Source organism: Rhodococcus sp. IEGM 27, assembly GCF_033142305.1.
Taxonomy (GTDB): Bacteria; Actinomycetota; Actinomycetes; order Mycobacteriales; family Mycobacteriaceae; genus Rhodococcus_F; species Rhodococcus_F oxybenzonivorans.
In genome coordinates this window covers 387,191-409,493 of record NZ_JAWLSG010000004.1, presented here as the reverse complement: position 1 = coordinate 409,493, position 22,303 = coordinate 387,191, and the positions used below count along the sequence as shown (strand labels likewise).

The 22,303-nt window shown below is 65.7% G+C and carries 20 protein-coding genes and 3 pseudogenes; 22 read left to right on the top strand and 1 reads right to left on the bottom strand.

The features are described from left to right. The first annotated feature begins 97 nt into the window (after nt 1–97). From R4P95_RS16685 to R4P95_RS16610, 16 genes and pseudogenes are all read left to right on the top strand, one after another. The gene (locus tag R4P95_RS16685) at nt 98–889 is read left to right on the top strand and encodes an ABC transporter permease (protein ID WP_317745897.1); all 792 of its coding nucleotides are present in this window, start codon (nt 98–100) and stop codon (nt 887–889) included. Between the two features lie 5 nt (nt 890–894). After that, complete coding sequence (locus tag R4P95_RS16680) at nt 895–1,755, top strand: MlaE family ABC transporter permease (RefSeq protein WP_213576628.1); 861 nt, start codon at nt 895–897, stop codon at nt 1,753–1,755. Between the two features lie 11 nt (nt 1,756–1,766). Continuing rightward, complete coding sequence (locus R4P95_RS16675; protein ID WP_317745898.1) at nt 1,767–2,975, top strand: MCE family protein; 1,209 nt, start codon at nt 1,767–1,769, stop codon at nt 2,973–2,975. Then, the gene (locus R4P95_RS16670; protein WP_317745899.1) at nt 2,972–3,994 is read left to right on the top strand and encodes an MCE family protein; all 1,023 of its coding nucleotides are present in this window, start codon (nt 2,972–2,974) and stop codon (nt 3,992–3,994) included. Before R4P95_RS16675 ends, R4P95_RS16670 begins: the two co-directional genes overlap by 4 nt. Next, nucleotides 3,991–5,214 carry an MCE family protein gene (locus R4P95_RS16665; RefSeq protein ID WP_317745900.1) on the top strand — a complete coding sequence of 408 codons (1,224 nt, stop codon included), beginning with the start codon at nt 3,991–3,993 and terminating at the stop codon, nt 5,212–5,214. The genes R4P95_RS16670 and R4P95_RS16665 overlap by 4 nt, the downstream gene beginning before the upstream one ends. 3 nt (nt 5,215–5,217) lie before the next feature. Next, entirely contained in the window at nt 5,218–6,495 is a 1,278-nt protein-coding gene (locus tag R4P95_RS16660) for an MCE family protein (protein ID WP_317745901.1), read from the top strand. Continuing rightward, on the top strand, nt 6,492–7,640 hold the full coding sequence (locus R4P95_RS16655) for an MCE family protein (protein WP_317745902.1): 1,149 nt from the start codon (nt 6,492–6,494) through the stop codon (nt 7,638–7,640). The genes R4P95_RS16660 and R4P95_RS16655 overlap by 4 nt, the downstream gene beginning before the upstream one ends. Beyond that, a complete protein-coding gene (locus R4P95_RS16650; RefSeq protein ID WP_317745903.1) occupies nt 7,637–9,070 on the top strand; it encodes an MlaD family protein in 1,434 nt (477 codons plus the stop codon). The genes R4P95_RS16655 and R4P95_RS16650 overlap by 4 nt, the downstream gene beginning before the upstream one ends. A gap of 2 nt (nt 9,071–9,072) precedes the next feature. Further along, the gene (locus tag R4P95_RS16645; protein WP_317745904.1) at nt 9,073–9,759 is read left to right on the top strand and encodes a hypothetical protein; all 687 of its coding nucleotides are present in this window, start codon (nt 9,073–9,075) and stop codon (nt 9,757–9,759) included. Then, complete coding sequence (locus R4P95_RS16640) at nt 9,756–10,316, top strand: hypothetical protein (protein WP_213576636.1); 561 nt, start codon at nt 9,756–9,758, stop codon at nt 10,314–10,316. Before R4P95_RS16645 ends, R4P95_RS16640 begins: the two co-directional genes overlap by 4 nt. 33 nt (nt 10,317–10,349) lie before the next feature. Next, on the top strand, nt 10,350–11,042 hold the full coding sequence (locus tag R4P95_RS16635; protein WP_317745905.1) for a hypothetical protein: 693 nt from the start codon (nt 10,350–10,352) through the stop codon (nt 11,040–11,042). Beyond that, complete coding sequence (locus R4P95_RS16630; protein WP_317745906.1) at nt 11,039–11,833, top strand: hypothetical protein; 795 nt, start codon at nt 11,039–11,041, stop codon at nt 11,831–11,833. The genes R4P95_RS16635 and R4P95_RS16630 overlap by 4 nt, the downstream gene beginning before the upstream one ends. Nucleotides 11,834–12,017: 184 nt before the next feature. Continuing rightward, nucleotides 12,018–13,826, top strand: coding sequence for a long-chain fatty acid--CoA ligase (locus R4P95_RS16625; protein ID WP_317745907.1), 1,809 nt, complete (start codon nt 12,018–12,020; stop codon nt 13,824–13,826). Between the two features lie 68 nt (nt 13,827–13,894). Next, nucleotides 13,895–14,839: an alpha/beta fold hydrolase gene (locus R4P95_RS16620; protein ID WP_213576640.1), complete on the top strand. Its 945-nt coding sequence runs from the start codon at nt 13,895–13,897 to the stop codon at nt 14,837–14,839. After that, the gene (locus tag R4P95_RS16615; protein WP_317745908.1) at nt 14,836–17,727 is read left to right on the top strand and encodes an AMP-binding protein; all 2,892 of its coding nucleotides are present in this window, start codon (nt 14,836–14,838) and stop codon (nt 17,725–17,727) included. Before R4P95_RS16620 ends, R4P95_RS16615 begins: the two co-directional genes overlap by 4 nt. Nucleotides 17,728–18,095: 368 nt before the next feature. Beyond that, nucleotides 18,096–18,426, top strand: a pseudogene (locus R4P95_RS16610) (alpha/beta fold hydrolase); the annotation flags it as partial. Nucleotides 18,427–19,065: 639 nt separating this feature from the next. Here the strand turns inward: R4P95_RS16610 and R4P95_RS16605 are convergent. Beyond that, the gene (locus tag R4P95_RS16605) at nt 19,066–19,242 is read right to left on the bottom strand and encodes a hypothetical protein (protein WP_317745909.1); all 177 of its coding nucleotides are present in this window, start codon (nt 19,240–19,242) and stop codon (nt 19,066–19,068) included. Between the two features lie 57 nt (nt 19,243–19,299). On the opposite strand from R4P95_RS16605, the pseudogene R4P95_RS16600 reads away from it, so the two are divergent. The 6 genes and pseudogenes from R4P95_RS16600 to R4P95_RS16585 form a co-directional block, all read left to right on the top strand. Beyond that, nucleotides 19,300–20,295: pseudogene (locus R4P95_RS16600) on the top strand (LuxR C-terminal-related transcriptional regulator); the annotation flags it as partial. A 52-nt stretch (nt 20,296–20,347) separates the two neighbouring features. Continuing rightward, nucleotides 20,348–20,608 carry a transposase gene (locus R4P95_RS33595; RefSeq protein ID WP_397517730.1) on the top strand — a complete coding sequence of 87 codons (261 nt, stop codon included), beginning with the start codon at nt 20,348–20,350 and terminating at the stop codon, nt 20,606–20,608. Continuing rightward, on the top strand, nt 20,530–20,820 hold the full coding sequence (locus R4P95_RS16595; protein ID WP_317745910.1) for a hypothetical protein: 291 nt from the start codon (nt 20,530–20,532) through the stop codon (nt 20,818–20,820). The genes R4P95_RS33595 and R4P95_RS16595 overlap by 79 nt, the downstream gene beginning before the upstream one ends. Then, nucleotides 20,705–21,421: a transposase gene (locus R4P95_RS33590; protein ID WP_397517718.1), complete on the top strand. Its 717-nt coding sequence runs from the start codon at nt 20,705–20,707 to the stop codon at nt 21,419–21,421. Before R4P95_RS16595 ends, R4P95_RS33590 begins: the two co-directional genes overlap by 116 nt. 296 nt (nt 21,422–21,717) lie before the next feature. Beyond that, nucleotides 21,718–21,885 (top strand): hypothetical protein, encoded by a 168-nt coding sequence (locus R4P95_RS16590; RefSeq protein WP_213576652.1) that lies wholly within the window; start codon nt 21,718–21,720, stop codon nt 21,883–21,885. A 250-nt stretch (nt 21,886–22,135) separates the two neighbouring features. After that, nucleotides 22,136–22,303 (top strand): annotated as a pseudogene (locus R4P95_RS16585) (histone-like nucleoid-structuring protein Lsr2); the annotation flags it as partial.

Below are 22,303 nucleotides of genomic sequence, written 5' to 3'. Positions count from 1 at the left end.
GCTATCGAACTCTTCTCTGTAGCAAAGGAAACAGAGCGTTGCCGTTTCGTGTATCACGCTGTGTCCGCACAGCCTCGTCGTCCAGGAAGGGCCGGTCATGACCACACCCGTTCGTGCGAAGCTCGCCGACCGTGTCGACACCGGCCTGCGCGCGGTCGGCGGCTTCTTCGAGTTGTGCGGTGAGACATTCCGTGCGATGACGAAGCGTCCCTTCCAGTGGAGGGAGCTGGTGCTGCAGTCGTGGTTCATCGTGCGTGTCGCGCTGTTGCCGACGCTGCTCGTCGCGCTGCCGTTCACCGTGCTCGTCGTGTTCACCCTCAACATCCTGCTGGTGGAGTTCGGCGCAGCAGACCTATCCGGCGCCGGGGCCGGGCTCGGCGCGGTCACGCAGATCGGACCACTCGTCACCGTGCTCATCGTGGCGGGCGCAGGTGCGACGGCGATCTGTGCCGATCTCGGTGCCCGCACCATCCGGGAGGAGATCGACGCGGTCCGGGTGCTCGGAATCGACCCGATTCAGCGGCTCGTCGTCCCGCGCGTGCTGGCGTCGATGTTCGTGGCAGTTCTTCTCAACGGCCTCGTCATCACGATCGGGCTCATCGGTGGGTTTCTGTTCTCGGTCTACATCCAAAACGTCACCCCCGGCGCGTACGTGTCTTCGCTGACGTTCGTGACCGGGCTACCCGAGGTCGTCATCTCGGAAGTCAAGGCGACCCTGTTCGGGCTGATCGCCGGCCTGGTCGCCTGCCACCGCGGGCTCACCGTGAAAGGCGGCCCGAAAAGTGTCGGCGACGCGGTCAACGAGACCGTCGTCTACGCATTCATGGCCTTGTTCGCGGTCAACGTCGTGGTCACCGCCATCGGCGTCAAATTCGGAACGGGAGCCTGACAGTCATGACAGTGCACAAGAGCGTTGTCGGAACTCACCACCCCAAACTGGCCGCTGCGGCGGGTGTCCCGGTCCGGATCCTCCGGGCGATCGGGCATCAGGCCGACTTCTTCGGCAAGACCATCCGGCTCGCCCCGCACGCAATCTCCAGCTACAAGAAGGAGACCGTGCGACTGATCGCCGAGATCGGCATGGGGTCGGGCGCGATGGCGATCATCGGCGGCACCGTCGTCATCGTCGGATTCATGACGCTGTCCGGCGGAACCCTTCTCGCGATCCAGGGTTTCAGCTCGCTCGGGAACATCGGTGTCGAGGCTCTGACCGGATTCTTCGCGGCGTTCATCAACGTGCGCATCGTTGCGCCGGTGATCTCGGGCATCGCGCTCGCTGCCACGATCGGTGCGGGCGCCACAGCACAGTTGGGTGCGATGCGGATCAGCGAGGAGATCGACGCCCTCGAGGTGATGGGCATCCGGTCGATGTCGTATCTCGTGTCGACGCGCCTGATCGCCGGCATGATCTCGATCGTCCCGCTCTACTCGATGGCCGTGATCATGTCGTTCGTAGCGTCCCAGTTCACCACCACGTACGTGTACGGACAGTCGTCCGGCGTGTACGACCACTACTTCACCACCTTCCTGCGGCCCACCGACCTGTTCTGGTCGTTCCTGCAAGCGGTGGTCATGGCGCTGGTGGTGATGCTCATCCACTGCTACTACGGCTACCACGCGTCCGGGGGGCCCGCCGGTGTGGGAGAAGCGGTCGGACGCGCGGTCCGGACATCGCTGATCGCGGTTGTCTCGGTCACCCTCATTGCATCCCTGGCGATCTACGGAGCGTCCGGCAACTTCAATCTTGCGGGATAAGGGTAAGGATCATGATCTCGAGAAGAAGTGCCAAGTCGCACTATCATCCACCGCCTCTGAAAACGAAGGGCGCGTTGCTCGTTCTCGGACTCGCGGCAATTCTGTTCGGCTGCCTGCTGTCCTTCAAGGGGGCATTCAACAGCACGGTTCCGCTGACCGTCGTGTCGGACCGTTCCGGCCTGGTGATGGATCAGGGAGCCAAGGTGCAGCTGAACGGAGTCCAGATCGGCAAGGTGAGCGAGATCGATCATGTCGCCGACGGAGCGAGTCTCCAACTCGACATCGACGAGCAGTGGTTCGGACTCCTCACCGCCGATACCGTCGCGGAGATCAAGGCCACCACCGCATTCGGGTCGAAGTACGTGGCGCTCGAGGTTCCGGACGGAGCGTCGCGCGAGCCGCTCGAGGCAGGACAGGAGGTGCGCTCGCGCAACGTGACGACCGAGATCAACACGGTGTTCGAGAACCTGACCTCGGTCACCGAACACGTCGATGCAGCGAAGCTGAACGCGACACTCGGCGCGCTGGCCACCGGCCTGCGCGGTCGAGGAGATCAACTCGGCACCACCATCACCGACGCCAACACCTTCCTCTCGGCCGTCAATCCGACCCTGCCGACCCTCGCGAACGACTGGCGCGACACCACCATCACCGCCAATACCTACACACAGGCGGTGCCCGACTTCATGGCACTGCTCGGCAACGCAAGCGTCACCTCGGACACCCTGGTCGCCGAGGAGAAGCCGCTCGAGTCCACGCTGCAGGCCTTCCGGGCGATGGGCGACGAGGGATTCGGCATCACCTCCGAGAACGAAAAGAACTTCCTCGACACCATGAGACTGTTCGTACCCACCACGGCGCTCCTGGCCGAATACAGCCCCGAGTACGCATGCCTTTTCCAGCAGGCCGCAACGACAGCCGAAGCTGAACAGCGCTTCGGTGCCGGAAACACCGGCTACTCACTCGAATTGGATGCGGGCATCATGCCCGGCGATGACAACTACTCGTACCCCGAGAATCTCCCGATCGTGCAGGGTCGGGGTGGCCCCGGCGGCGCACCCGGCTGCTACCCGGAGATCACCAAGGAGATGTTCCCCACCCCGCACCTGGTAGTCGACGGCGGTGCGAACATCGCGAATGCCACCGCACCCCGGGCGGGTTCCCCGAGCTTCGTGGAGTACCTCTTCGGCGCCGCTGTGGGAGGGGTGGCTCCGCGATGAATATCTCCGCAACCGCCACGAAACTAGCGATTTTCACCATCGTGATGGTGATGTTCACCGCAGCGGTCGTCATCGTCTTCGGGCAATTCCGCTTCGGCAGCGAAAAGCAGTACAGCGCCGTGTTCTCCGATGTGTCCGGCCTCCGGGACAATGAGTTCGTCCGCGTGGCCGGCGTCGAGGTCGGCAAGGTGACATCGGTCGACGTGCGGGAGGACTCGACGGCGATGGTGACGTTCGCGCTGACGAAGAACGTTCCGCTCACCGAGTCGACCCGTGCCGCAGTGAAGTTCAGCAACCTCATCGGCGATCACTACCTCGAACTCGTCGAAGGGTCCGGTCCGCTCACACCGCTCGCCGAGGGCGACACCATTCCCGTCGAACGCACGGTTCCTGCGCTGGACCTCGACGCGCTGATCAACGGTTTCCGGCCGCTGTTCAAGGCACTCGATCCCGAACAGGTCAATGCGCTGTCGACCTCACTCGTCGACGTCTTCCAAGGGCAGGGTGGCACCATCGACCACTTCCTGCAGCAAGCCGGACAGCTGACGTCGGTCCTGGCCGACCGCGACCAGCTGATCGGAGCGGTGATCGGCAACCTCAACACCCTGCTCGGGACCGTCGACCGGCGAAACGCCGAGTTCAATCAGGGCATCGACCAACTCCAACAACTCGTCACCAGGTTGGGGGAGCAGTCGGACCCGCTCGGTGACGCCCTCGTCCACATCGACGGCGCGTCGAGTTCGATGGCGGCGCTCCTCGAGTCGACGCGTCCGGATCTCAAGGAAGACATCACCCAGGCCGGCCGGCTTTCCGGCCAGGTGGTCGCAGATCAGGACTACATCAACTGGGCATTGAATTCCCTTCCCGCGGCCTACAACAAACTGTCGAGGCTGGGCCTGTTCGGCGACTTCTTCACGTTCTACCTCTGCGATGTGCAGCTGAAAGTGAACGGTCCGAACGGAGACCCCGTATACATACCGATCGTCGGCCAGCGGGCCGGGAGGTGCACTCCACAATGATTCGCTCCAAGACCGCACGAATGGGCCTGATCGGCATTGCGATCACTTTCATCGTCGTCCTCACCTCCATGAACTTCGAGAAACTGCAGTATCTGACGACGTCCTCCCACTATTCGGCCCACTTCGGTGACACCGGCGGCCTGCTCAGCGGCGACAAGGTCATGATCGCCGGGGTCGAGGTCGGCAAGGTCCACTCCGTCGAACTCGACGGAGACAAGGTTCTCGTCGAATTCACGGCGGACGGAGTTCGCCTCGGCAGCAAAACGGAACTGTCGATCAAGACGCGGACGGTGCTCGGCAACAAGTATCTTCAGGTCACGCCGCGCGGCGACGACGATCTCCTCGCGACCGGCGACGTCATCCCCCTCGCCCAGACCACCACGCCGTACCTGCTCACGGACGCCCTCGGCGACCTCACCACGACGATCAGTGGACTCGACACCGACAAACTGACCGGCGCACTGGACACGCTGGGCGAGACGCTCGATCAGACCCAACCGAACCTCAGTGCAGCACTGGAGGGAATGTCCCGGTTCTCGGACACCGTCAGCTCCCGGGACCAGCTGATTCAGGACCTGGCCCACAACGCCGAATCGGTCACGCGGGTGCTGTCCGAGCGGAGTAATCAGATCGACAAGCTGCTCGTCGACGGCAACACGTTGTTCGCCGCGCTCGAGCAGCGCCGCCGGGCAATCGACACACTGCTCGGCAATGTCACGGCGGTGACGGCGCAGGTGAATGCGCTCGTCGACGACAACGAGGCGCAGCTGCGGCCCGTCCTCGACCAGCTGAACACGACAACCGGCCTGCTGAACCAGCAGAAGGACAACCTCGCGGCGTCACTGAAGCCGTTGTCGCAGTATGCGACCTCGCTCGGTGAGTCCGTGGCCTCCGGTCCGTTCTTCAAGGCGTACATCATGAATTTGCTGCCGGGGCAGTACCTGCAGCCGTTCATCGACGCCGCGTTCCAAGAACAGGGCATCAATCCCGGCACTCTGAACGGGCAGAACACCTTCCCGGTGACCTGCGGAGACAACAGCGCACCGGGCGCCGTTCCCCCCGGCAGCACGACACCGCTGCCGAACCCGAGCAATTGCCCGGTCCAACCGGGTGAGCTACCAGTCGCGAACTCGACCCAAACACCCGCGGCGCCCGCTCTGCCGGCGCTGCCGCAGATCTCGATTCCCGGACTGCCCCCACTACCCGGATTGGGCGGATAGGACATGTCGACCATGTTGCACGCACTCCGAGGCTCACGCCGAGTCTGGATCTCCGCGCTCGTCGTGGTGGCCGTCGCCGTCGTCGCGGCCACCGGGTGGAGTTTCTACCGCACGAGTTCCACGACGACAGTGACGGCGTACTTCACGAACACCAACGGAATCTACGTCGGCGATCAGGTGAAGATCCTCGGAGTCGACGTCGGCAAGATCGATGCGATCGAACCCGACGGCGAACGGATGAAGGTCACCTTCCACTACGACTCGCAGTATCAGGTCCCGCAGGACGCCAAGGCCGCGATTCTCTCCCCGAGCCTGGTCACCTCACGGGCAATCCAGTTGACCCCCGCCTACACCGGAAGTCCCGCCCTCGCCGATCAGGACGAGATTCCGCTCGAGCGCACCGCGGTGCCGATCGAGTGGGACGACTTCCGCGCACAGCTCCAGCACCTGTCCGAGTCGCTCGGCCCCACCCAGGACAGCGCCAACGGCCCGCTCGGTCAGTTCGTCAACGATGCCGCGGATTCACTCGGCGGCAAGGGAACCGACATCAACACCACCCTGACCAAGCTCTCCGAGGCGATGTCGACACTGTCCGACGGTCGGGACGACGTGTTCGCCACCGTCCGCAATCTGCAGGTGTTCGTCTCGGCGCTCGCCGCGAGTGACCAGCAGATCGTCCAACTCAACCAGAATCTCGCGTCGGTCTCCGGCGTACTCACCAACTCCGATCAGGAACTCGCCACGTCGCTCGACAGCGTGGACGCCCTCGTCCACCGCATCGGCCAGTTCATCGGCGACAACAGGGAAGGGCTCGGCAAGTCCGTCGACGACCTCGCCGCGGTGACAACAATGCTGAACGAATCACGGCCCGACATCGAGCAACTTCTCCACGTCCTGCCGAACACACTGCAGAACTTCTACAACATCTACCAACCCGCGCAGGGGTCGATGACCGGTGCGTTGGCGGTGACACAGATGCAGAACCCCATCCAGTTCATCTGCGGCGCAATCCAGGCCGCGAGCCAGAAGGGCGCCGCGGAGTCCGCCAAACTCTGCGTCCAACACCTCGCCCCGGTCCTGAACCTGATCCAGATGAATTACCCGCCCGCAGGCGCCAATCCGATCACCAGCGTCCAGGTGCGCCCCGACCAAATCGACTACAGCCAGGACTCGCTGCGCGGGACGGTGCCGACGACCCCGCCGGTGCGCACCGTCGACGCCCGCGCCGGTATCCCGGGCCTACTCGGGCTGGCCGTACCCATCACTATTGGAGGCCGATGATGCTCAGGTACAGACCCCTACGACGGTCGATCGGTCTCACGTTGGCCGGGCTGTCGGCGGCACTGCTCACCAGCTGCGGCTGGGAAGGCGCCAACTCACTGCCGCTCCCCGGCACCGAAGGATCGGGAGACGGTTCGTACACCGTGACAATCGAGATGCCGAACGTGACATCGATCCAGCGCAACAGCCGGGTCCGGGTACACGACGTGACCGTCGGGAACGTCACCGACGTGCAATTGCAGGACTGGCACGCCCTGGTCACCGTGCGGCTCGACGGCGGTGTCGCGCTGCCGAAGAACGCGACCGCGAAGATCGGGCAGACCAGTCTGCTCGGCTCTCTCCACGTCGAGCTCGCCGAACCGCTCGACGAGGAACCGAGCGGGTCGCTCGGCGACGGTGACACGATTCCGCTCGATCACGCGGGGCAGTACCCCACCACCGAGCAAACCCTGGCGGCCGTGTCGGTGGTGCTCAACGGCGGCGGTCTGGGCCAGTTACAGGAGATCGACACCCAGCTCAACGCCGCCCTCGGCGGCCGCGAATCGGACGTGCGCACCTTCCTGACCCAACTCGACACGTTCACGAGCGCACTGAACACCCAGAAGGACGACATCCTGACGGCGTTGGAAGGACTCGATCGGCTCGCGCTCACCGCGAACGAGCAGACGCAGACCCTCGAGAGCGCTCTCGAACGGATACCGCCCGCGATCGAGACCCTCAACCGGCAGAAGGAGAACCTGACCGGGTCCGTGACCTCCGTCGGCAATTTCGCCGACGTCGCGAACCGGACGGTGACGGCGGGGTCGGAAGACATTCAGCAGAACCTGCGGGATCTCGCGCCGACCCTGCGCGAGTTGGCGAACGCCGGACCTGGCCTCGCCGGTTCACTGGGCATGCTTCCCACCTTCCCGTGGCCGCTGGCCGGTCTCCCCAAATACATCCAGGGCGACGCGGGTAACCTCTCCGCCACCCTCGACCTAACCCTTGGTCGCATCGATGCGAACTTCCTCCAGGGCACGCCGCTCGCCGGCACCCTCTACAACGCGGAAACCGCCCTGGGCCGCACCGTCGGCCGGATGCCGACCGCGGACAAGAACCCGTTGACCGCTCCGCTCGAGTCGGTCGTGATCCGAGGTGGACAGTGATACTCACCCGTTTCGTCCGCATCCAATTGACCATCTTCAGCATCCTCACCGTGGTCGCGCTGACGGTGATGGGTCTGCACTACATGCGCCTTCCCGCGATCGCCGGAATCGGCCAGTACACACTCACCGTCGACCTGCCCACGAGCGGTGGCCTGTACGGAACCGCCAACGTCACCTACCGCGGTGCCACGATCGGTACGGTCACCGATGTCGTACCGACGGCCTCGGGCGCCCGGGCCACCCTGCGAGTCGACAGCTCCACGAAGATTCCCGCCGACGCGCACGCCGAGGTGCACAGCCGATCGGCGATCGGCGAGCAGTACATCGATCTCGTCCCGGCCGGGATCGACGGCCCGTACCTGCAGGACGGCGATCTGATCCCCGTCGACCGTACCTCGGTTCCGCAGGACATCGCCCCGATGTTCGACACCGTCAACAAGGGCCTCGAGGCCATCCCCGAGGACAAGCTCGCCACCCTCATCGGCGAAAGCTACAACGCCTTCAACGGAACCGGAGAAGACATTCAACGACTGCTCGAGTCGTCGAGCGCCGTGGCAGCCACGGCGGCCGACACCGCCGATCCCACCGCCCGTCTCATCGAAGATGTAGCGCCGTTCCTCCGATCCCAGGTGGACAGCGGCCCGGCCCTGCAGGAATGGGTCCGCCATCTCCGCGAGGTCAGCGCACAAGCGGCCGGACGTGACGCGCAGGTGCGCAGCATCTTCCAGACCGCGCCGGCGGCATCGGCGGAGCTGACCGAGCTCTTCCGGCGACTGCGCCCGACGACCCCGATCCTGCTGGCCAATCTCACGAGCCTCGGCCAGGTCGCCGTCACCTACAACCGGTCGCTCGAGCAGGCGCTGGTACTGGTACCACCGAGCGTCGGACTGATGAAGACGATGACCGTCCCGAACGAGGACACGACCGGCGCAGCGTTGATGGACTTCAACCTCAACCTCAATACCTCCCCGCCGTGCACCACAGGATTCCTCCCGGCATCCGAGCGACGCGACGGATCGGCCGTAGACTCGCCGGTTCGGACCTCCGATGCGATCTACTGCGCGGTTCCGCAGGATGCCGACGTCGCCGCACGTGGGGCCCGGAACATGCCCTGCATGGACAAGCCGGGTAAACGGGCACCCACCGTCGAAATCTGCAAGAGCGACGAAGAATACGTGCCCAAGGGCACGAACCCCTGGGTGGGTAATCCCACCCCGACCACCGACAACCCCCTCGCCGCCGAGGGCAACGCCGCGTTCGACGCGATCGGTGTCCCACAACCTGCCGCCGTGCCGGCGTCGGTGGGAACTGCGAGTTACAACCCCTCCACCGGTGAATACCGGGGTGCAGACGGACAGGTCTATCGCCAATCCGACCTGGTGTCCGGCGGGGTGCCCACTCTCGAAAATCTGCTGACCCAAGGACGTTGATCATGGTGCGACGCGCGACTTCCCGACCCGCAGTCACCGCGGCAGACGCCGCGGCCCAGGCCTCTCGAGCCGCCGCCGAAGCGGAAACGGCGGCGCGCGAGGCCGAGGCGGCCCTCGCCCGGGCTCTCGCCGAGGACGAGTCCCAAGTCGCGGACGAGGGTTCAGCGGACGCCGAGGAATCCGTCCGGCGGGTCCGGAAGCGTCCACGGCGTGCCTTCGCCGGAGCCGTCGTCTCGGCCGTTGCCGTGGTCGCTCTCGCGTCGACGTCCGTTGGGCTGTCCCATTCCCACGCCGCCCGTGACGCCGCCGCCGACCATGACCTCGAACTTCTGCAGGGAACCCGGCAGGCGGTGATGAACCTCATCACCCCGAGCGCCGCCGACCCGGCGGGAAGCGCACAGCGCATTCTCGACGGTGCCACGGGGGAGTGGAGGACCGAATTCGAAAGCACCAAAACGGAGTTCATCGACACCATCGCGCAGTCCAAGACCGAATCGGCAGGGGAAATCCTCGGCGCCGGAATCGAACGCGCGAACGACGACGGCACGACCTCAGTAATGGTGGCCGCCGTGACCAAGGTGACCAACGCCGCGGGAGCCAAGGACGAACCCCGGACGTGGCGCCTGCGCGTGCAGGTCGGCAAGGACGGGGATCTCTACAAACTCGCGAAGATCGAGGTAGTGCCATGACCGTGGACCAGATGCTCGAACGAGACACCAGCACCTGCGAAGAAACATGTCCCCCCGAGGCGGTGCGGCCCCGATGGCGCTCGGCCCGGGCTGTGATGGTCCTCGCGACGATCACACTGGTACTCCTCGGCTACAGCGCGATCATGCACTTCGCCATCGGCGCTCAGGACCGCAGCCTCGAACAGGTGCGTTCCGGTGCCGCCGAGGAGATCGGAGAGCTGACCGCAATGATTCTCAGCTACTCACCCGACACCGTAGAGACCGACGTGGAGACGGCAAAATCACGCCTCACCGGGGACTTTTTGACCGAGTTCAGCGACCTCGGTGCCAACGAGGTGGTGCCGCGCGCCAAGCAGGACGCGATCGGCGCGCACTGGGACGTGATCGGTACGTCCCTGGTCACCGCAGAAGCCGACACCGCCACCGTGCTGGTGCTTCTGCACGGCACGGTGACGAGCGGTGCGACCCCCCACACCGAGGAACTGTCGAGCAGCGTGCGGGTACGCGCCGAACGGACCGGCCAATCCTGGTCGATCTCAGACCTCGAGCCGCTGTGAAGGCGCTAGATCATGAGAAGGAGTTGAGCAGAGATGGTATTCGGACGGCTCAGGCGACACACGGAACGACTAGGTGGCATCGAAGACCTGCAGGAGCAGGTGCAACGCGCACGAGCAGCGGCGGACAAGGCCGCAGCAGCGGCCCGAGCAGCCGCCGAAGACGCCGAGAACGAACGAGGCGACGACGACGCGAGTGAGCTGTTGGAGACCCTGCCGACGGGGCGCTGGTCGACCCGCTATCGGGCGGCGGTCGCCGCGGCGGCCGTCGCTTGCCTCGGCGCCGGCGCCCTTGCGGTACAGACCACTCTCGATCACCGGGCGACCCAGCGCAGCGTCACCGCCGACACGCGAGTCCTCGCCTTCACCGAGGAAGCAGTGGCGCGGTTGCTCTCGACCGATACCGAGAATGCCGAGGCATACGTCGAGCGCGTCCTCGCGGACTCGACCGGTGACTGGCGCAGTGAATTCGAACAACGGAAGTCGGCAACGATCGACACGATGCGGCAAGCCGGGAACCGGACCGCGGGCCGGACGCTCGAAGCGGGAATCGAAGGACGAGAGAACGAGACCACGACGGTTCTCGTCTCCGCGACGGCGCAGACCACTCCCGCGATGGCCGACCCCGCCGCCGCACCGCCGCCGCAGATTCAGCAATACCAGATCCGAGTAGGAGTCACGATGGTCGACGACCAGCCCAAGCTCTCGAGCGTCGGATTCGTCCAATGAGCATCGTAGTGGACGTCAAACAGGAAGACCTCGACGTAAGTAGCGACCCTTCACCGAACGCCGATGGCTCCTCGGCGGCCAGACGGATCGCGGCGGCGGCCGTCGACGTGCTCCCCGCACTCGTTGTCGGTGTCGCCGGTCTCGCGCTGGCGGCGGTGTCGAACTTCGCGGTCTGGGGGATCGCGGCCGCGGTGGTCGCGATCGGCGGCGCGCTTCTGTACGTCGGGTGGAACAGTGTGGTCCGTCGCCGTCACGCCGGATTCACCGCCGGGCGATCGGTCCTCGGAATCGGCGTGCACGGAACACTCAGCCGGGCGGAAGGTCTGGCGCTGTGTGCGGCGCCGGTCGTCGCGGTCGGTGCGCTCGTCGCCGTGCAGATCGGGATACAGCGGGCGGACGACGTGAGCATCTCGGACGCCCGTGCGGCGACGGCCCAATTGGCCTCGGACGGCGCCGCCGCGCTCCTCTCGTATACCCCCGAGACGGTGGACGAGGATCTCGACCGGGCCTCGGGACTGCTGACAGGTGACCTCCTGAACTCGTATCGGCAGCTCGCCGACGACGTCGTCGGTCCCACCGCGAAAGACAAGGGCGTCACGATGCAGGCAGTGCCGGTCGGTGCCTCGGTGGAGTCGGTGACCACCGATACCGCGCGTGTGCTCGTGTACGTGAACCAGACGACCACGATGGCCGAGACCCCTGAACCGTCACAGACCCAGAATGTCGTCCGCGTGACGCTGAGCCATATCGACGGCGCCTGGTTGATCTCCGGCTTCGACCCGCTCTTCTAACCCATCAACCCTCACTGCACAAAGGAGAACTCTCATGGTCCTCATCGATCTCGTCGATCCCGTTCAGAATCTCGTCACCGCGATCGCGTGGCTGCTGCTGCGCGGACATCTGCCGCCGGCCTGACCCCATGATCCGACGAATTGTCCATTCATATAGTACGAACACACTGTATAGTCAGGAATCATGACGACTTCAGCAGCCCCGTCGGCATCGCCGACCGCACCCGGCGTTGATGCGGCAACCCTCTGTGCCGCTTTCCAATACACCGTGTCGAAGGACCCGGAATCGGCGGCACTGCGCGCCCACGGCGACGCGACCGCGCTGACCCGTCGTGAATACGCCGACGCGGTGGAGGCGATCGCAGGCGGGCTCGCCGGACTCGGGGTCGGGCACGGCCACACCGTCGGCCTGATGGTGACGAACCGGCCGGAGTTCCACCTCGTCGACACCGCGGCACTGCACCTCGGGGCGATACCGTTCTCGATCTACAACACCTCGGCTCCGGATCAGATCGAATACCTTCTCGGGCACGCCGAGAATCGGGTCATGGTCTGCGAGCGCAAATTCTTGGATCAAATCCGTGCGGCCACGACACCGCATCTCGAACACATCGTGGTCATCGACCCCGCGGTGGAGGACACAGATGTGCTCTCGCTCGAGGACTTACGCACCAGAAGGCCCGAGGGCTTCGACTTCGAGGCCTCCTGGCGCGCCGTTCAACCCGACGACATCGCGACCCTGATCTACACGTCCGGGACCACCGGCCCACCCAAGGGTGTGGAGCTCACGCACGCGAATCTGACGTTCGTTCTCCGAACATGCCACGAGCGCTTTCCGTTTCCCGCTCAGGGGCAGTGCATCTCCTACCTGCCCACCGCGCACATGGCCGACCGCGTGTTCTCGCACTACCTCCAAATGGTCACCGGCTGGACCATTACCACCGTGCAGAACCCGGCGCAGCTGTTCGCTGCGGTCGCCGAGGTCCATCCCACCTGGTTCCTCGGGGTTCCACGTATCTGGGAGAAGCTGCGGTCGGCACTGCTCGCTCGATTCGCGTCGAATCCGCCCGAACGACGCGCCGCGATCGACGCCGCACTCGACGCCGGGTTGCGAAAGGTCCGAGCCGAACAGTCCGGAGAGCCGGTACCCGAAGACCTCGCTGCCACCTACGCACAAGCCGACTCGAGCGTGTTCGCGCCTCTGCGTGCACAACTCGGTCTCGACGACGTCGTTCTCCTCATGACCGGAGCCGCTCCCATTCCCTCCGTCGTTCACGAGTTCTTCCTCGCGATCGGACTGCCGTTGGCAGAGGGATTCGGCATGTCCGAGACCGGCGCCCTGGGTATGACCAACCTGCCGGGCGATATCCGGCTCGGCAGCGTCGGCAAAGCGATGCCCGGCACCGAGGCGCGTACCGCCGAGGACGGCGAACTCCTGCTCCGCGGGGCGCACGTCATGCGCGGATACCGGAAGGATCCGGTGAAGACCGCGGAGGCCATCGACGACGACGGCTGGCTGCACACCGGTGATATCGCCACGATCGACGACGAGGGCTTCGTCCGGATCGTGGATCGCAAGAAGGAGTTGATCATCAATGCGGCGGGCAAGAACATGTCGCCCGTCAACATCGAAAGCGCGCTGAAGGGCGCGTCTCCGCTCATCGGGCAGGCGTGCTGCGTCGGTGACGGGCGACCCTACAACGTCGCGCTGCTCGTGCTCGACCCCGACGCCGCAGCGGCATTCGCGTCCGAGCACGGTTTGCCCGACTCGTCGGCGCACGCAGTCGCGCAGGATCCCCGGGTGCAGGCAGCGATAGCGAAAGCCGTAGACGATGCGAACGGTCAACTGTCCCGGGTCGAGCAGATCAAACGGTACGAACTCCTTGACGAGGAGTGGTTGCCGGACGGAGCGGAGCTCACGCCGACGATGAAACTCAAGCGCCGTTCGATCGCGGGCAAGTACACCGATGTGATCGAGACCCTCTACCGCTGAGATTTGTTGCGACGTTGGTCCCCGCCGGAGTTCCTTCGTCGGCACCACGCAACCGTCAGGATGATCCGATGACACTGGGACCGATGGGAGCGAGAATGCAGCGCACCACTCGCGGCATGATGAGCCGGGAAGTCAGGGTCGGTGGGCATTGCACCCGCGTCTTGGAGAACGTGCTCGCGTCGTCGGAGGTGAGACGGTTGCCCCGCGCCGGGGAATCGCTCGTCGACGCACCTCTCATCGTGTTGTTGCACGGCTTCGGCGACAACGCCGACACCTGGCGCGCGGTGCTCGTCGAGCTCGGGCGCAGGGGGCGCCGGGCTGTCGCCCCGGACCTGCCCGGGTTCGGCGAGGCGTCGCCGCTGAACCGCGGCGCCATGCTTCCGCAGTACGACGCCTTCCTCACGGACCTCATCGCTGAGTTGGGCGGTTCCCGTCCGGTGGTGGTCGTGGGTAACTCGATGGGCGGCACCGTCGCCCTGCGAGCGGCCACCGGTCGCCCCGACGTCGCCGCGGTGGCGGCGCTCGCCCCGGCCGGGCTCGGCTTCCATCGCGTGCTGCACGTCGCGGACCGTACATTGGGTTCGCTGGTGCCGATGCTGCGCGTAGCGTATCGGATTCCCTACCCGCAGTTGGCCGTCCAGCTGGCGGTCGCCGCCTACTATCGGGCCCGGATCGCGCCCGGTGTGGTGAACGCATGGCGCTTCGGTGCCGGCGTGCACGGCATGAAGGACATCCGGCGCATGGGCGCCCTCGGGCTGGTCCTCATGCGAGAGGTCGAGGACGGCGCCTTGGACTTCGCAGATATGGCAGGTGAGGTGGTGCTCGTGTGGGGCACCGAGGACGAGGTGTGCGACGTGACCGCCGCTCAGGCTCTGCTGGACCACGTGCCTGGGGCACGGCTGGTCATGCTCGAAGGTGCGGGGCACGTCCCCCAGGTGCAGCAACCCGCGGTCGTCGCGGACGTGATCGCGGCGCTTGGCCAAACCGGAACGGGGAAGGAAGGTCACGTATGAGCACGAAGGACGAAAAGCTCGGGGAGGCCACGGGCGTCGGGGCACGAGTCGGGCATGTGGTTCGGACTGCGATGAACGTCGTCGAATACATCCGGTTCGGCGGCCTCGAGACCGGCGAGGAAGCGTCGCCCTACGATATCGCGGCCCGCACACCGGTGCTCACGCTGCGCCATTACTTCGCGCAGGAGACCGGCGAGACGGGGGAGCGCACCCCGATCCTGCTGGTGCCACCGCTTATGCTCAGCGCGGACGTGTGGGACGTGTCTCCCTCGGCGAGTGCCGTCGCGCACCTCCGTCGCAGCGGGCTCGACCCGTGGGTGGTCGATTTCGGCGATCCCGCACAGGAGCCGGGCGGCAAGGCGCGCAACGTCACCGACCACGTGCTCGCCGTGTCGGACGCCATCGCGCGTGTTGCCGCCTCTACCGGCCACCCCGTGCACATCGGTGGATACTCCCAGGGTGGGCTGTTCTGCTACCAGGCGGCCGCACTGCGCGAATGCCGTGATGTGGCAAGCATCTTCGCGCTCGGGAGCCCGATGGAGCCGTTGTCGCTGCCGGGCATCGATCTGCCCGAGGAGCTGATGCAGGCGCTTACCCGCGCCACCATCGACGTACTGAGCAGGACGGGTCTGCCGGGCTGGGCGTCGGCGAACCTGTTCAGCTGGACCAGCCCCGTCGCGACCGCCAAGGGGCGGTTGCAGTACCTGCTCGCGCTGCGCGACCGGGACGCCCTGCTCCCGCGGGAGCGGCAGCGTAAATTCCTCGCCGGCGACGGCTGGATCACCTTTCCCGGGCCCGCGATCGCCGAGGTCATGGAGTCGATGACCAACGAACGCTTCGTGCGCGGCGGCCTCGTCTTCGACGGTCGCACCGTGTCGCTCGCCGACATCACCTGCCCCGTACTTATCTTCACCGGGCAGCTCGACGAGTTCGCGCCGCCCCGCGCGGTGCGCGACGTGGTCCGGGGGATGCCGCGCGCGCAGGTGTGGGAGTTTTCCATGCCCACCGGGCATTTCGGTCTCGGCGTCGGCGGGCGTGCGAACCGGCAGACGTGGCCGACGGTGGCGCGTTGGGCAGAGTGGGTCGACGCCGGCGCCTCGTCCGCCGACGGTCCGCCCGAGGGCGTGCAGGACGCCCGCGAGGTCGGCGTCGAGGACCGCGCCGAGCAACCCCCGAGTGCGCTCCGGCAGTTCGTCAACGTGGCGACGGCCTCCGCGGTCGCGGCACCGGGTATCGCCAAGACCATCGTCGATCGGGTGGCCGGAACGATCGCCGAGGTCACCACCGGCACCGTTGAGCAGGTGCCGAGGTTGCTGCGGCTCGAGCGTGTCGGCGCCACGACGCAGGTCTCGTACGGGAAGCTGGTCGCCGAGGCCTGCGCGGACGACCCTGAGGCCGTGGCACTGCTGTACGGCGGGCACGCGTTCACCAGAGCTGACATCACCCGGGAGGTAGACGATCTCGTGCTGCGGTTGCTGGCGGTAGGGGTTCGCCGCGGCGAGCACGTAGGAGTGCTGTGCAACTCCGGCTCCGCCCTGCTGTCCACCGCCGCTGCGCTGAGCCGGATCGGCGCCGTCGTAGTTCTGCTGCGGCCCGGCGGGGACACTGCCACCGAGTTGCGGCTCGGGCGTGCGCGACGCGTGGTGGTTGATCAGGCTCATGCGGGCGAGATCGATGGCTCCGCGGTCACCGTCCACCTACTCGGCTCCGGGACCAACGGCGGCCCAAACCATCTGGGTACGATCGCGACGGAGGAGGTGCGCGTTCCCAGTTGGTACCGCCCGGACCCGGGCCGCGGCCGGGACCTCGCGTTCATCCTGTTCAGCGACGGCAGCGACGGAATCCGCCCGCTGCCCGTGACGAACCGGCGCTGGGCGCTGTCCGCCTATGGCGCCGCGTCGACGGCATCGCTTACCGCGGCGGACACCGTCTACTCAGCGAACCCGCTGTATCACCCGTCTGGGTTGTTGCTCGCGACCGCGGCCCCGGTCGCGTCGGGCGCACGGCTTGCGCTGACCGACACATTTGACCCGGACACGTTTTGGGCGGATGTACGCCGCTACGGCGCGACAGTGGTGCCCTACACGTGGAGCATGCTGTCGCTGCTGCTCGCCAGGCCTGTCGAGGCGGACGAGCGGCACCACCCGGTGCGCCTGTTCATCGGCTCCGGTATGCCGCCCGCGGTATGGCGCGGGGTGCTCGACCGGTTCAGGCCGGCTGTTGTCGTCGAGATGTTCGCCGCCGCGCGCACCGATGCCATCCTTGCGAATGTCAGTGGGCGCAAGGTGGGTTCGGTCGGACGTCCGCTGCCAGGTACGGCGGCGATCGAGCTGGCCGCTGTCCACCCCGTCACCGGCGCGTTGCTGCACGACTCCGACGGGTACGTTCTCAGAGCCCGTCGAGGGCTACCAGGCCGGCTGCTGGTTGCCGTCGACCGCGAGCAGCCTGCCTGGGAGGACGCGCCGATGCGGGGCGTATTCGGCCCCAAGGACGCTTGGATCGATACCGGCGAGCTGTTCGTCCGAGACGCGGATGGCGACCTGTGGCCGCGTGGCCGCCACGGGGAGGAGATTCGGACGCCGTCCGGAGTGGTGTGGCCACGTGAGGTCGAGCAGATCTTTTCGGGCGTATCCGGGGTCGACCAGGTCGTGTGCATCCCCGAGGGGGACGGCGCCGTCGCCCTCGTCACCGCGGGTGGTCCCGTGCCCTTCGACGAGGGTGACGCCCGCGATGCCCTGAGCCGCAGCGATACCGCCGGTCCGGCTATAGCGAATACTCCGGGACTGCGGCCCGCCACAGCGGACATCGCGGTGCGCGTCGTCGAAGCGATCCCGCTCACCCGCTGGTACCGGCCGGACCGCGCACTCCTCGCTGCGCAGAGTTCGTGAAAACCCAAGAGGGAACCGGTTAATAGTTCGACGGAAAACCAGCCTGGCGTTAGGCCCTGGCCAACGAGCAGCGGTTCGCTCCCAGTGCGTGACCGCTTCAGCCGCCGCATCCTAGCGAACCTTGGTCGCTAGGTGTACGAGAGTTTTCTCGAGTTTCAAGCTGCTGTGGGCAGCAGCCTGGTGTTATCGATGCACTGTTCGGTGTGAATAATTCTGGTGCAGTGCTTTACGGATTTCGGAGGGAGCCGGCTGTTGATCAGCGGCGAGCAGCGGGCGCAGCACCCGGTCGTGCACATTGGTGTAGTTGATGACCGGACTGCTCCGCGGTGCGAACTACTCCATGAACCAGGCCAGCTACACCTGGCCCGCGTCTGCGTGATGGGCGCTGGTTCTGGCATTGGGATCCGGCGTTCCTTCGCCAGGGCGACGAACCTACTCGTCAGGCGGATTCGATCGTGCGGTACGAACGCGCCCGGAAGGCGGCGGCGGCGGTCACGGTTCCCACGTTGCTCGGTGCGTGGCAAGGGGTCCCATGTGGTCAGAGAGGAAGGGCGCCACGGAGCTTCTCGAGCTGATCCCGACCGCCAAGCTGATTGACGTTGCCGGGGCCGGGCATATGGGCGCTGGTGACGACACGATGTCTTCAGTGGCGGGTTGAAGGGTTTTCTCGACGAGGACGTTGTCGCAGCGCGTCACTGAAGGCGCGAGACCCTCGAAGTAGCCGGCCATGGGCTCAACCGGCTCATCTCGGATCTACATTGTGCCGGTTGCATCGGCGAACCGGATTCGCTCCGGAATTGGTCGTTGTCCGACCGAATGCCTCCGGTCCCTTCCCGCTCGTGGCGTGTACCAGGTGCTCGACGTCAGCTCGAAGCCCTCGCGCGCCCTCTCGGTTATGGAATATCGAAATATTGTGTGAGGTAACGGTATTCAACAATCTCACTGAGGCGGTCAGCCGACGGTTCTGATCACCGCCCGCTCGGGGAAGGATGAGTACGTGGGCGACCGAACCGCAGCAGACCTCTTGGGCGGGCGCGCAGGACGTCGCCGACGTGGACGGGGGCGACGAAGTGCACGTCGAGGTGCACCGTTGCCGTGGTGGGGCGCCGCTGTGCGCGCGGGCGCTGATCCTCAGGACACGATCGGCGAACTTCATCACAAGCCCTCCTTGGACGACGCCCCGCCGGTTGCGGTGTTTGTCTTGGCAGACCACTGCCACCTCGGTGTATGTCCCGTCGGTGCGGGTGTAGAAGGGGCCGACCAGGGCGATGAAACCGTCGTCGATCACCTCGGTCCATCCGTCCGCGGTTGGCAGCGCCGCGGCACGGTACCCGGTGGTCACTTGATGGCGGTGGCGTTGGCAGGTGAGCCGACGCCACCGGTGAGGTTGAGGGGTTTGACGGTCAGCAGGCAGTCGTAACGGCCGTCGAGGGCGCAGTCCTCGCCGAGTTCGTCGAGTTTCCACAGCTCGCCGATGGGCAGACCGAGCAGGGCGATGAGTTCCTGGTGCATCATGCCGTGGTCGGTGTCGCCGCCGAACGGTGAATCAGCTACTGCGGGCAGGCGTTCGAGCGCGAAGGTGTCCCCACTCTCGAACGTGCCAAGGCGCTCTGCTGGGCCAGCGTGATGGCCAGCGGACAGGGTGATTTCCGGGCGGCAGCTGCGTTCGTGGAGGCGGGACACACCCTCGCCGCGCAGACCACCGACCCTTTGATGCGCGCGTTCGTGTCCTTCGCCGACGGACTGCTCGGCCTCTTCCGCGGTGATCTCGACCATGTGCGCTCCGACCTGGAATCCGCACTCGCAGAGTTCGGTGCACGCGGAGACCGGACGCTCGAGATAGCTACCCTGTCCTCGCTGGGGATGGTTTATGGACTGTCCGGGCTCACAGAGCAGGCAATCGAATATCATGAGCAGGTCCGGGCGATCACGAAAACTCATGGCGAGACGAATTACCAAATGTACTCGCTGTGGTCCTTGGGAATTGGCCGGTGGCAGCAGGGTGATTCAGATCGCGCGGCCCGGCTTCTCGAAGAATCGCTGGAGCTGTCCCGTCAGGTGCGCAGTCCCCGCGGCGCTGCCGCCTGCCTCGAGGCGCTGGCCTGGATCAGCGTCGACCAGCACGATGCACGTCGGGCTGCAATTCTGATGGGCGCCGCGGAGGGGCTGGCACAGGCGATCGGCAGCTCCGCACTCATTCACTCCAATCAGGTTGTTCACCACGAGGAGTGTGTCCGGAAGACCCGGGAGAAACTCGGGGACAACGCCTTCGAGGCTGCGCATCGCCGTGGTGAGCAGTTCGACATCGCCGCGGCCATCGCCTATGCCCTGCACGAGCAACCGCCGGCCGCCCCCACGTCCGACACCGATGCATCGGTGCGACTGACCAAGAGGGAACGGCAGGTCGCCGATCTCATCGGCGAAGGCCTGACGAACCAGGCCATCGCTCGTCGCCTCGTGATCTCACCGCGCACGGCACAAGGACACGTGGAGCACATCCTGGCCAAACTCGGTTTTACCTCCCGGACCCAGGTCGCGGCCTGGGTTGCGGAGCACACGCACGACTGAGAGAGTGTTTGAAAGTGTTCGATTCGGGCGTGGCGGACCGGCCGGCGGCGGCATGATCGTGGTTGCTCGCAGGAAACGTCGTAAGCCGACGCCGTATCCGTCTGATCTGACCGATGCCCAATGGAAGTTGATCGCACCGATGGTGCCTGCGGTGCTGCCGGGCGGTCGCCCGGCGATCCACGATCGACGGCGGATAGTGGAGGCGGTCCTCTACGTCAACCGCACCGGTTGCTCGTGGCGGCAGCTACCGCACGACTTCCCGCCCTGCAGACCGTTTTCGGGAACTTCCAGCGATGGAACGAGTCCGGGGTGACCGACCGCATCCACGACGCGCTGCGGGCGAAGTTCCGTGACCGTAGCGGCCGGGATCCGATGTCGTCGGCGGGGATGGTCGACGTGCAGGCGGTCAATGGCGCCGACACGGTCGGAACGTATACCCGCGGATGGGACGGCGGGAAACGGGTCAACGGCAGGACGCGACACGTGGTCACGGACGCGCTGGCCTGTTGGTGGTCGTGCTGGTGACCGCGGCGAGAGTGCAGACCGCGACGGCGGGCGCCGGGCGTTGTCCCGGGCGAAGACAGTGATGCCGTCGATGGTGTTGGTGTGGGCAGACGGCGGCTACGCCGTACGTCTCGTCGCGTGGGACGCGGAGCATTGCCGGATGACGCTCGATATCGTGCGGAAACCCAAGGGGAAGCAAGGATTCAGTGTGCTGCCCCACCGTTGGCTAATCGAACGGACGCTGGCGTGGATTGTGCGTTGCCGTCGACTTGGCCACGACTACGAATGTCTCCCGGAGCACTCGGAGGCGATGATCAAATGGGCAATGATCGGATTGATGAGCCGACGACCCGTCCCCGCACGCGCACGGCGCCTGGGGCAGTCGACCAGTCGACCCGCGCGGCGTGACACTTTCGCTACACCTTCTAAGACCAATCGAAAGTTGCTCGCAATTCCCTATCCCGGGATCGACGACGTGTGCAATCGTACGGGAGTTCGACGCGCTGTTCGACGGCCGGAAAGGGGTTCGAGCGGTCATCCATCAGCGATTCCCCGAGTTACGCCCGCCTTTCACGACCGGACTCAACTCGCGGGCCGACAACGTGATCGCCCATGCTCGTAGACGAAAGGAAGCGGCTCATGCATTGGATTCCTAGCGCCGGGAAGGCTGCGTAGGGTCTGATCCGCCGCCGGCCAAAATCGCCTCGTCCAGCACTGGTTGCACGTCGTCCGGGCTGATCCGGAACAGCCTCTCAGGTAGTGGCACCCGTCGAACATAGCCAGGTCGAAGATGGGATCGGCGCCGATGCAATACGCCGGACGTAGCGGTACATACAGAAAACGACAGATGTCGGTCAGCGGCTACTGTGACACAGCGTTGCCAGCGATGCCGCTCAGCCAGCGTTGCGAGGAGTATGGGTGAGTTCGGCGGAACCAGCGGTGCTGGTGGTGCTGTGCGGGTTGATGACAGTTCCGTGGCGGCCCGCCCGGCAGTTCGCTGCGCCGTTGGTGGGCGCGTTTGTGCCGATGGCGGCGTTGGTGGCGTGGTTCTTCATGTCGACGGAGTTGTTCTTCACCCCCGACTGAACGCGCTATTCGCGTTGGCTGAGGGCGTCGGTGATGCGGTCGTGGACCGGAGGTGTCGAGGTTCTGGCCGGCTGTGTAGGCGCGGGTGTGTTCGTCACTCCGAGCCGCAAAGGAGTTCGTGCCCGGACATGGCAACCATCGGCGGGGATGCAACGTATCGGCGGATTCGTGTCCGCACGGTCACTTCTTCAGGCATTGAAATGTCAGTTCGGGTGAGCTTCCTCATTACCGAGACGGACCTGCCGTTACTGTGTGCGGTCGACGATTGCCGATGAAGAAGGAGAGCACGATGGCGGTATCACCGAGGAATTCCGCAGGTTCGGCGAAGACGAAGACCAAGGAGATCCGTGAGTGGGCGATCGGAGAGGGTCGTGAAGTGTCGCCTCGCGGTCGGGTTTCGGCCGAGATCGAGCAAGCG

Bases quoted from the DNA above. Each gene is read 5' to 3' on its own strand.
- R4P95_RS16685 (WP_317745897.1), top strand. From the start codon at position 98: ATGACCACACCCGTTCGTGCGAAGCTCGCCGACCGTGTCGACACCGGC.
- R4P95_RS16680 (WP_213576628.1), top strand. From the start codon at position 895: ATGACAGTGCACAAGAGCGTTGTCGGAACTCACCACCCCAAACTGGCC.
- R4P95_RS16675 (WP_317745898.1), top strand. From the start codon at position 1,767: ATGATCTCGAGAAGAAGTGCCAAGTCGCACTATCATCCACCGCCTCTG.
- R4P95_RS16670 (WP_317745899.1), top strand. From the start codon at position 2,972: ATGAATATCTCCGCAACCGCCACGAAACTAGCGATTTTCACCATCGTG.
- R4P95_RS16665 (WP_317745900.1), top strand. From the start codon at position 3,991: ATGATTCGCTCCAAGACCGCACGAATGGGCCTGATCGGCATTGCGATC.
- R4P95_RS16660 (WP_317745901.1), top strand. From the start codon at position 5,218: ATGTCGACCATGTTGCACGCACTCCGAGGCTCACGCCGAGTCTGGATC.
- R4P95_RS16655 (WP_317745902.1), top strand. From the start codon at position 6,492: ATGATGCTCAGGTACAGACCCCTACGACGGTCGATCGGTCTCACGTTG.
- R4P95_RS16645 (WP_317745904.1), top strand. From the start codon at position 9,073: ATGGTGCGACGCGCGACTTCCCGACCCGCAGTCACCGCGGCAGACGCC.
- R4P95_RS16640 (WP_213576636.1), top strand. From the start codon at position 9,756: ATGACCGTGGACCAGATGCTCGAACGAGACACCAGCACCTGCGAAGAA.
- R4P95_RS16635 (WP_317745905.1), top strand. From the start codon at position 10,350: ATGGTATTCGGACGGCTCAGGCGACACACGGAACGACTAGGTGGCATC.
- R4P95_RS16630 (WP_317745906.1), top strand. From the start codon at position 11,039: ATGAGCATCGTAGTGGACGTCAAACAGGAAGACCTCGACGTAAGTAGC.
- R4P95_RS16625 (WP_317745907.1), top strand. From the start codon at position 12,018: ATGACGACTTCAGCAGCCCCGTCGGCATCGCCGACCGCACCCGGCGTT.
- R4P95_RS16620 (WP_213576640.1), top strand. From the start codon at position 13,895: ATGACACTGGGACCGATGGGAGCGAGAATGCAGCGCACCACTCGCGGC.
- R4P95_RS16615 (WP_317745908.1), top strand. From the start codon at position 14,836: ATGAGCACGAAGGACGAAAAGCTCGGGGAGGCCACGGGCGTCGGGGCA.
- R4P95_RS16605 (WP_317745909.1), bottom strand. From the start codon at position 19,242: ATGATGCACCAGGAACTCATCGCCCTGCTCGGTCTGCCCATCGGCGAG.
- R4P95_RS33595 (WP_397517730.1), top strand. From the start codon at position 20,348: ATGATCGTGGTTGCTCGCAGGAAACGTCGTAAGCCGACGCCGTATCCG.
- R4P95_RS33590 (WP_397517718.1), top strand. From the start codon at position 20,705: ATGGCGCCGACACGGTCGGAACGTATACCCGCGGATGGGACGGCGGGA.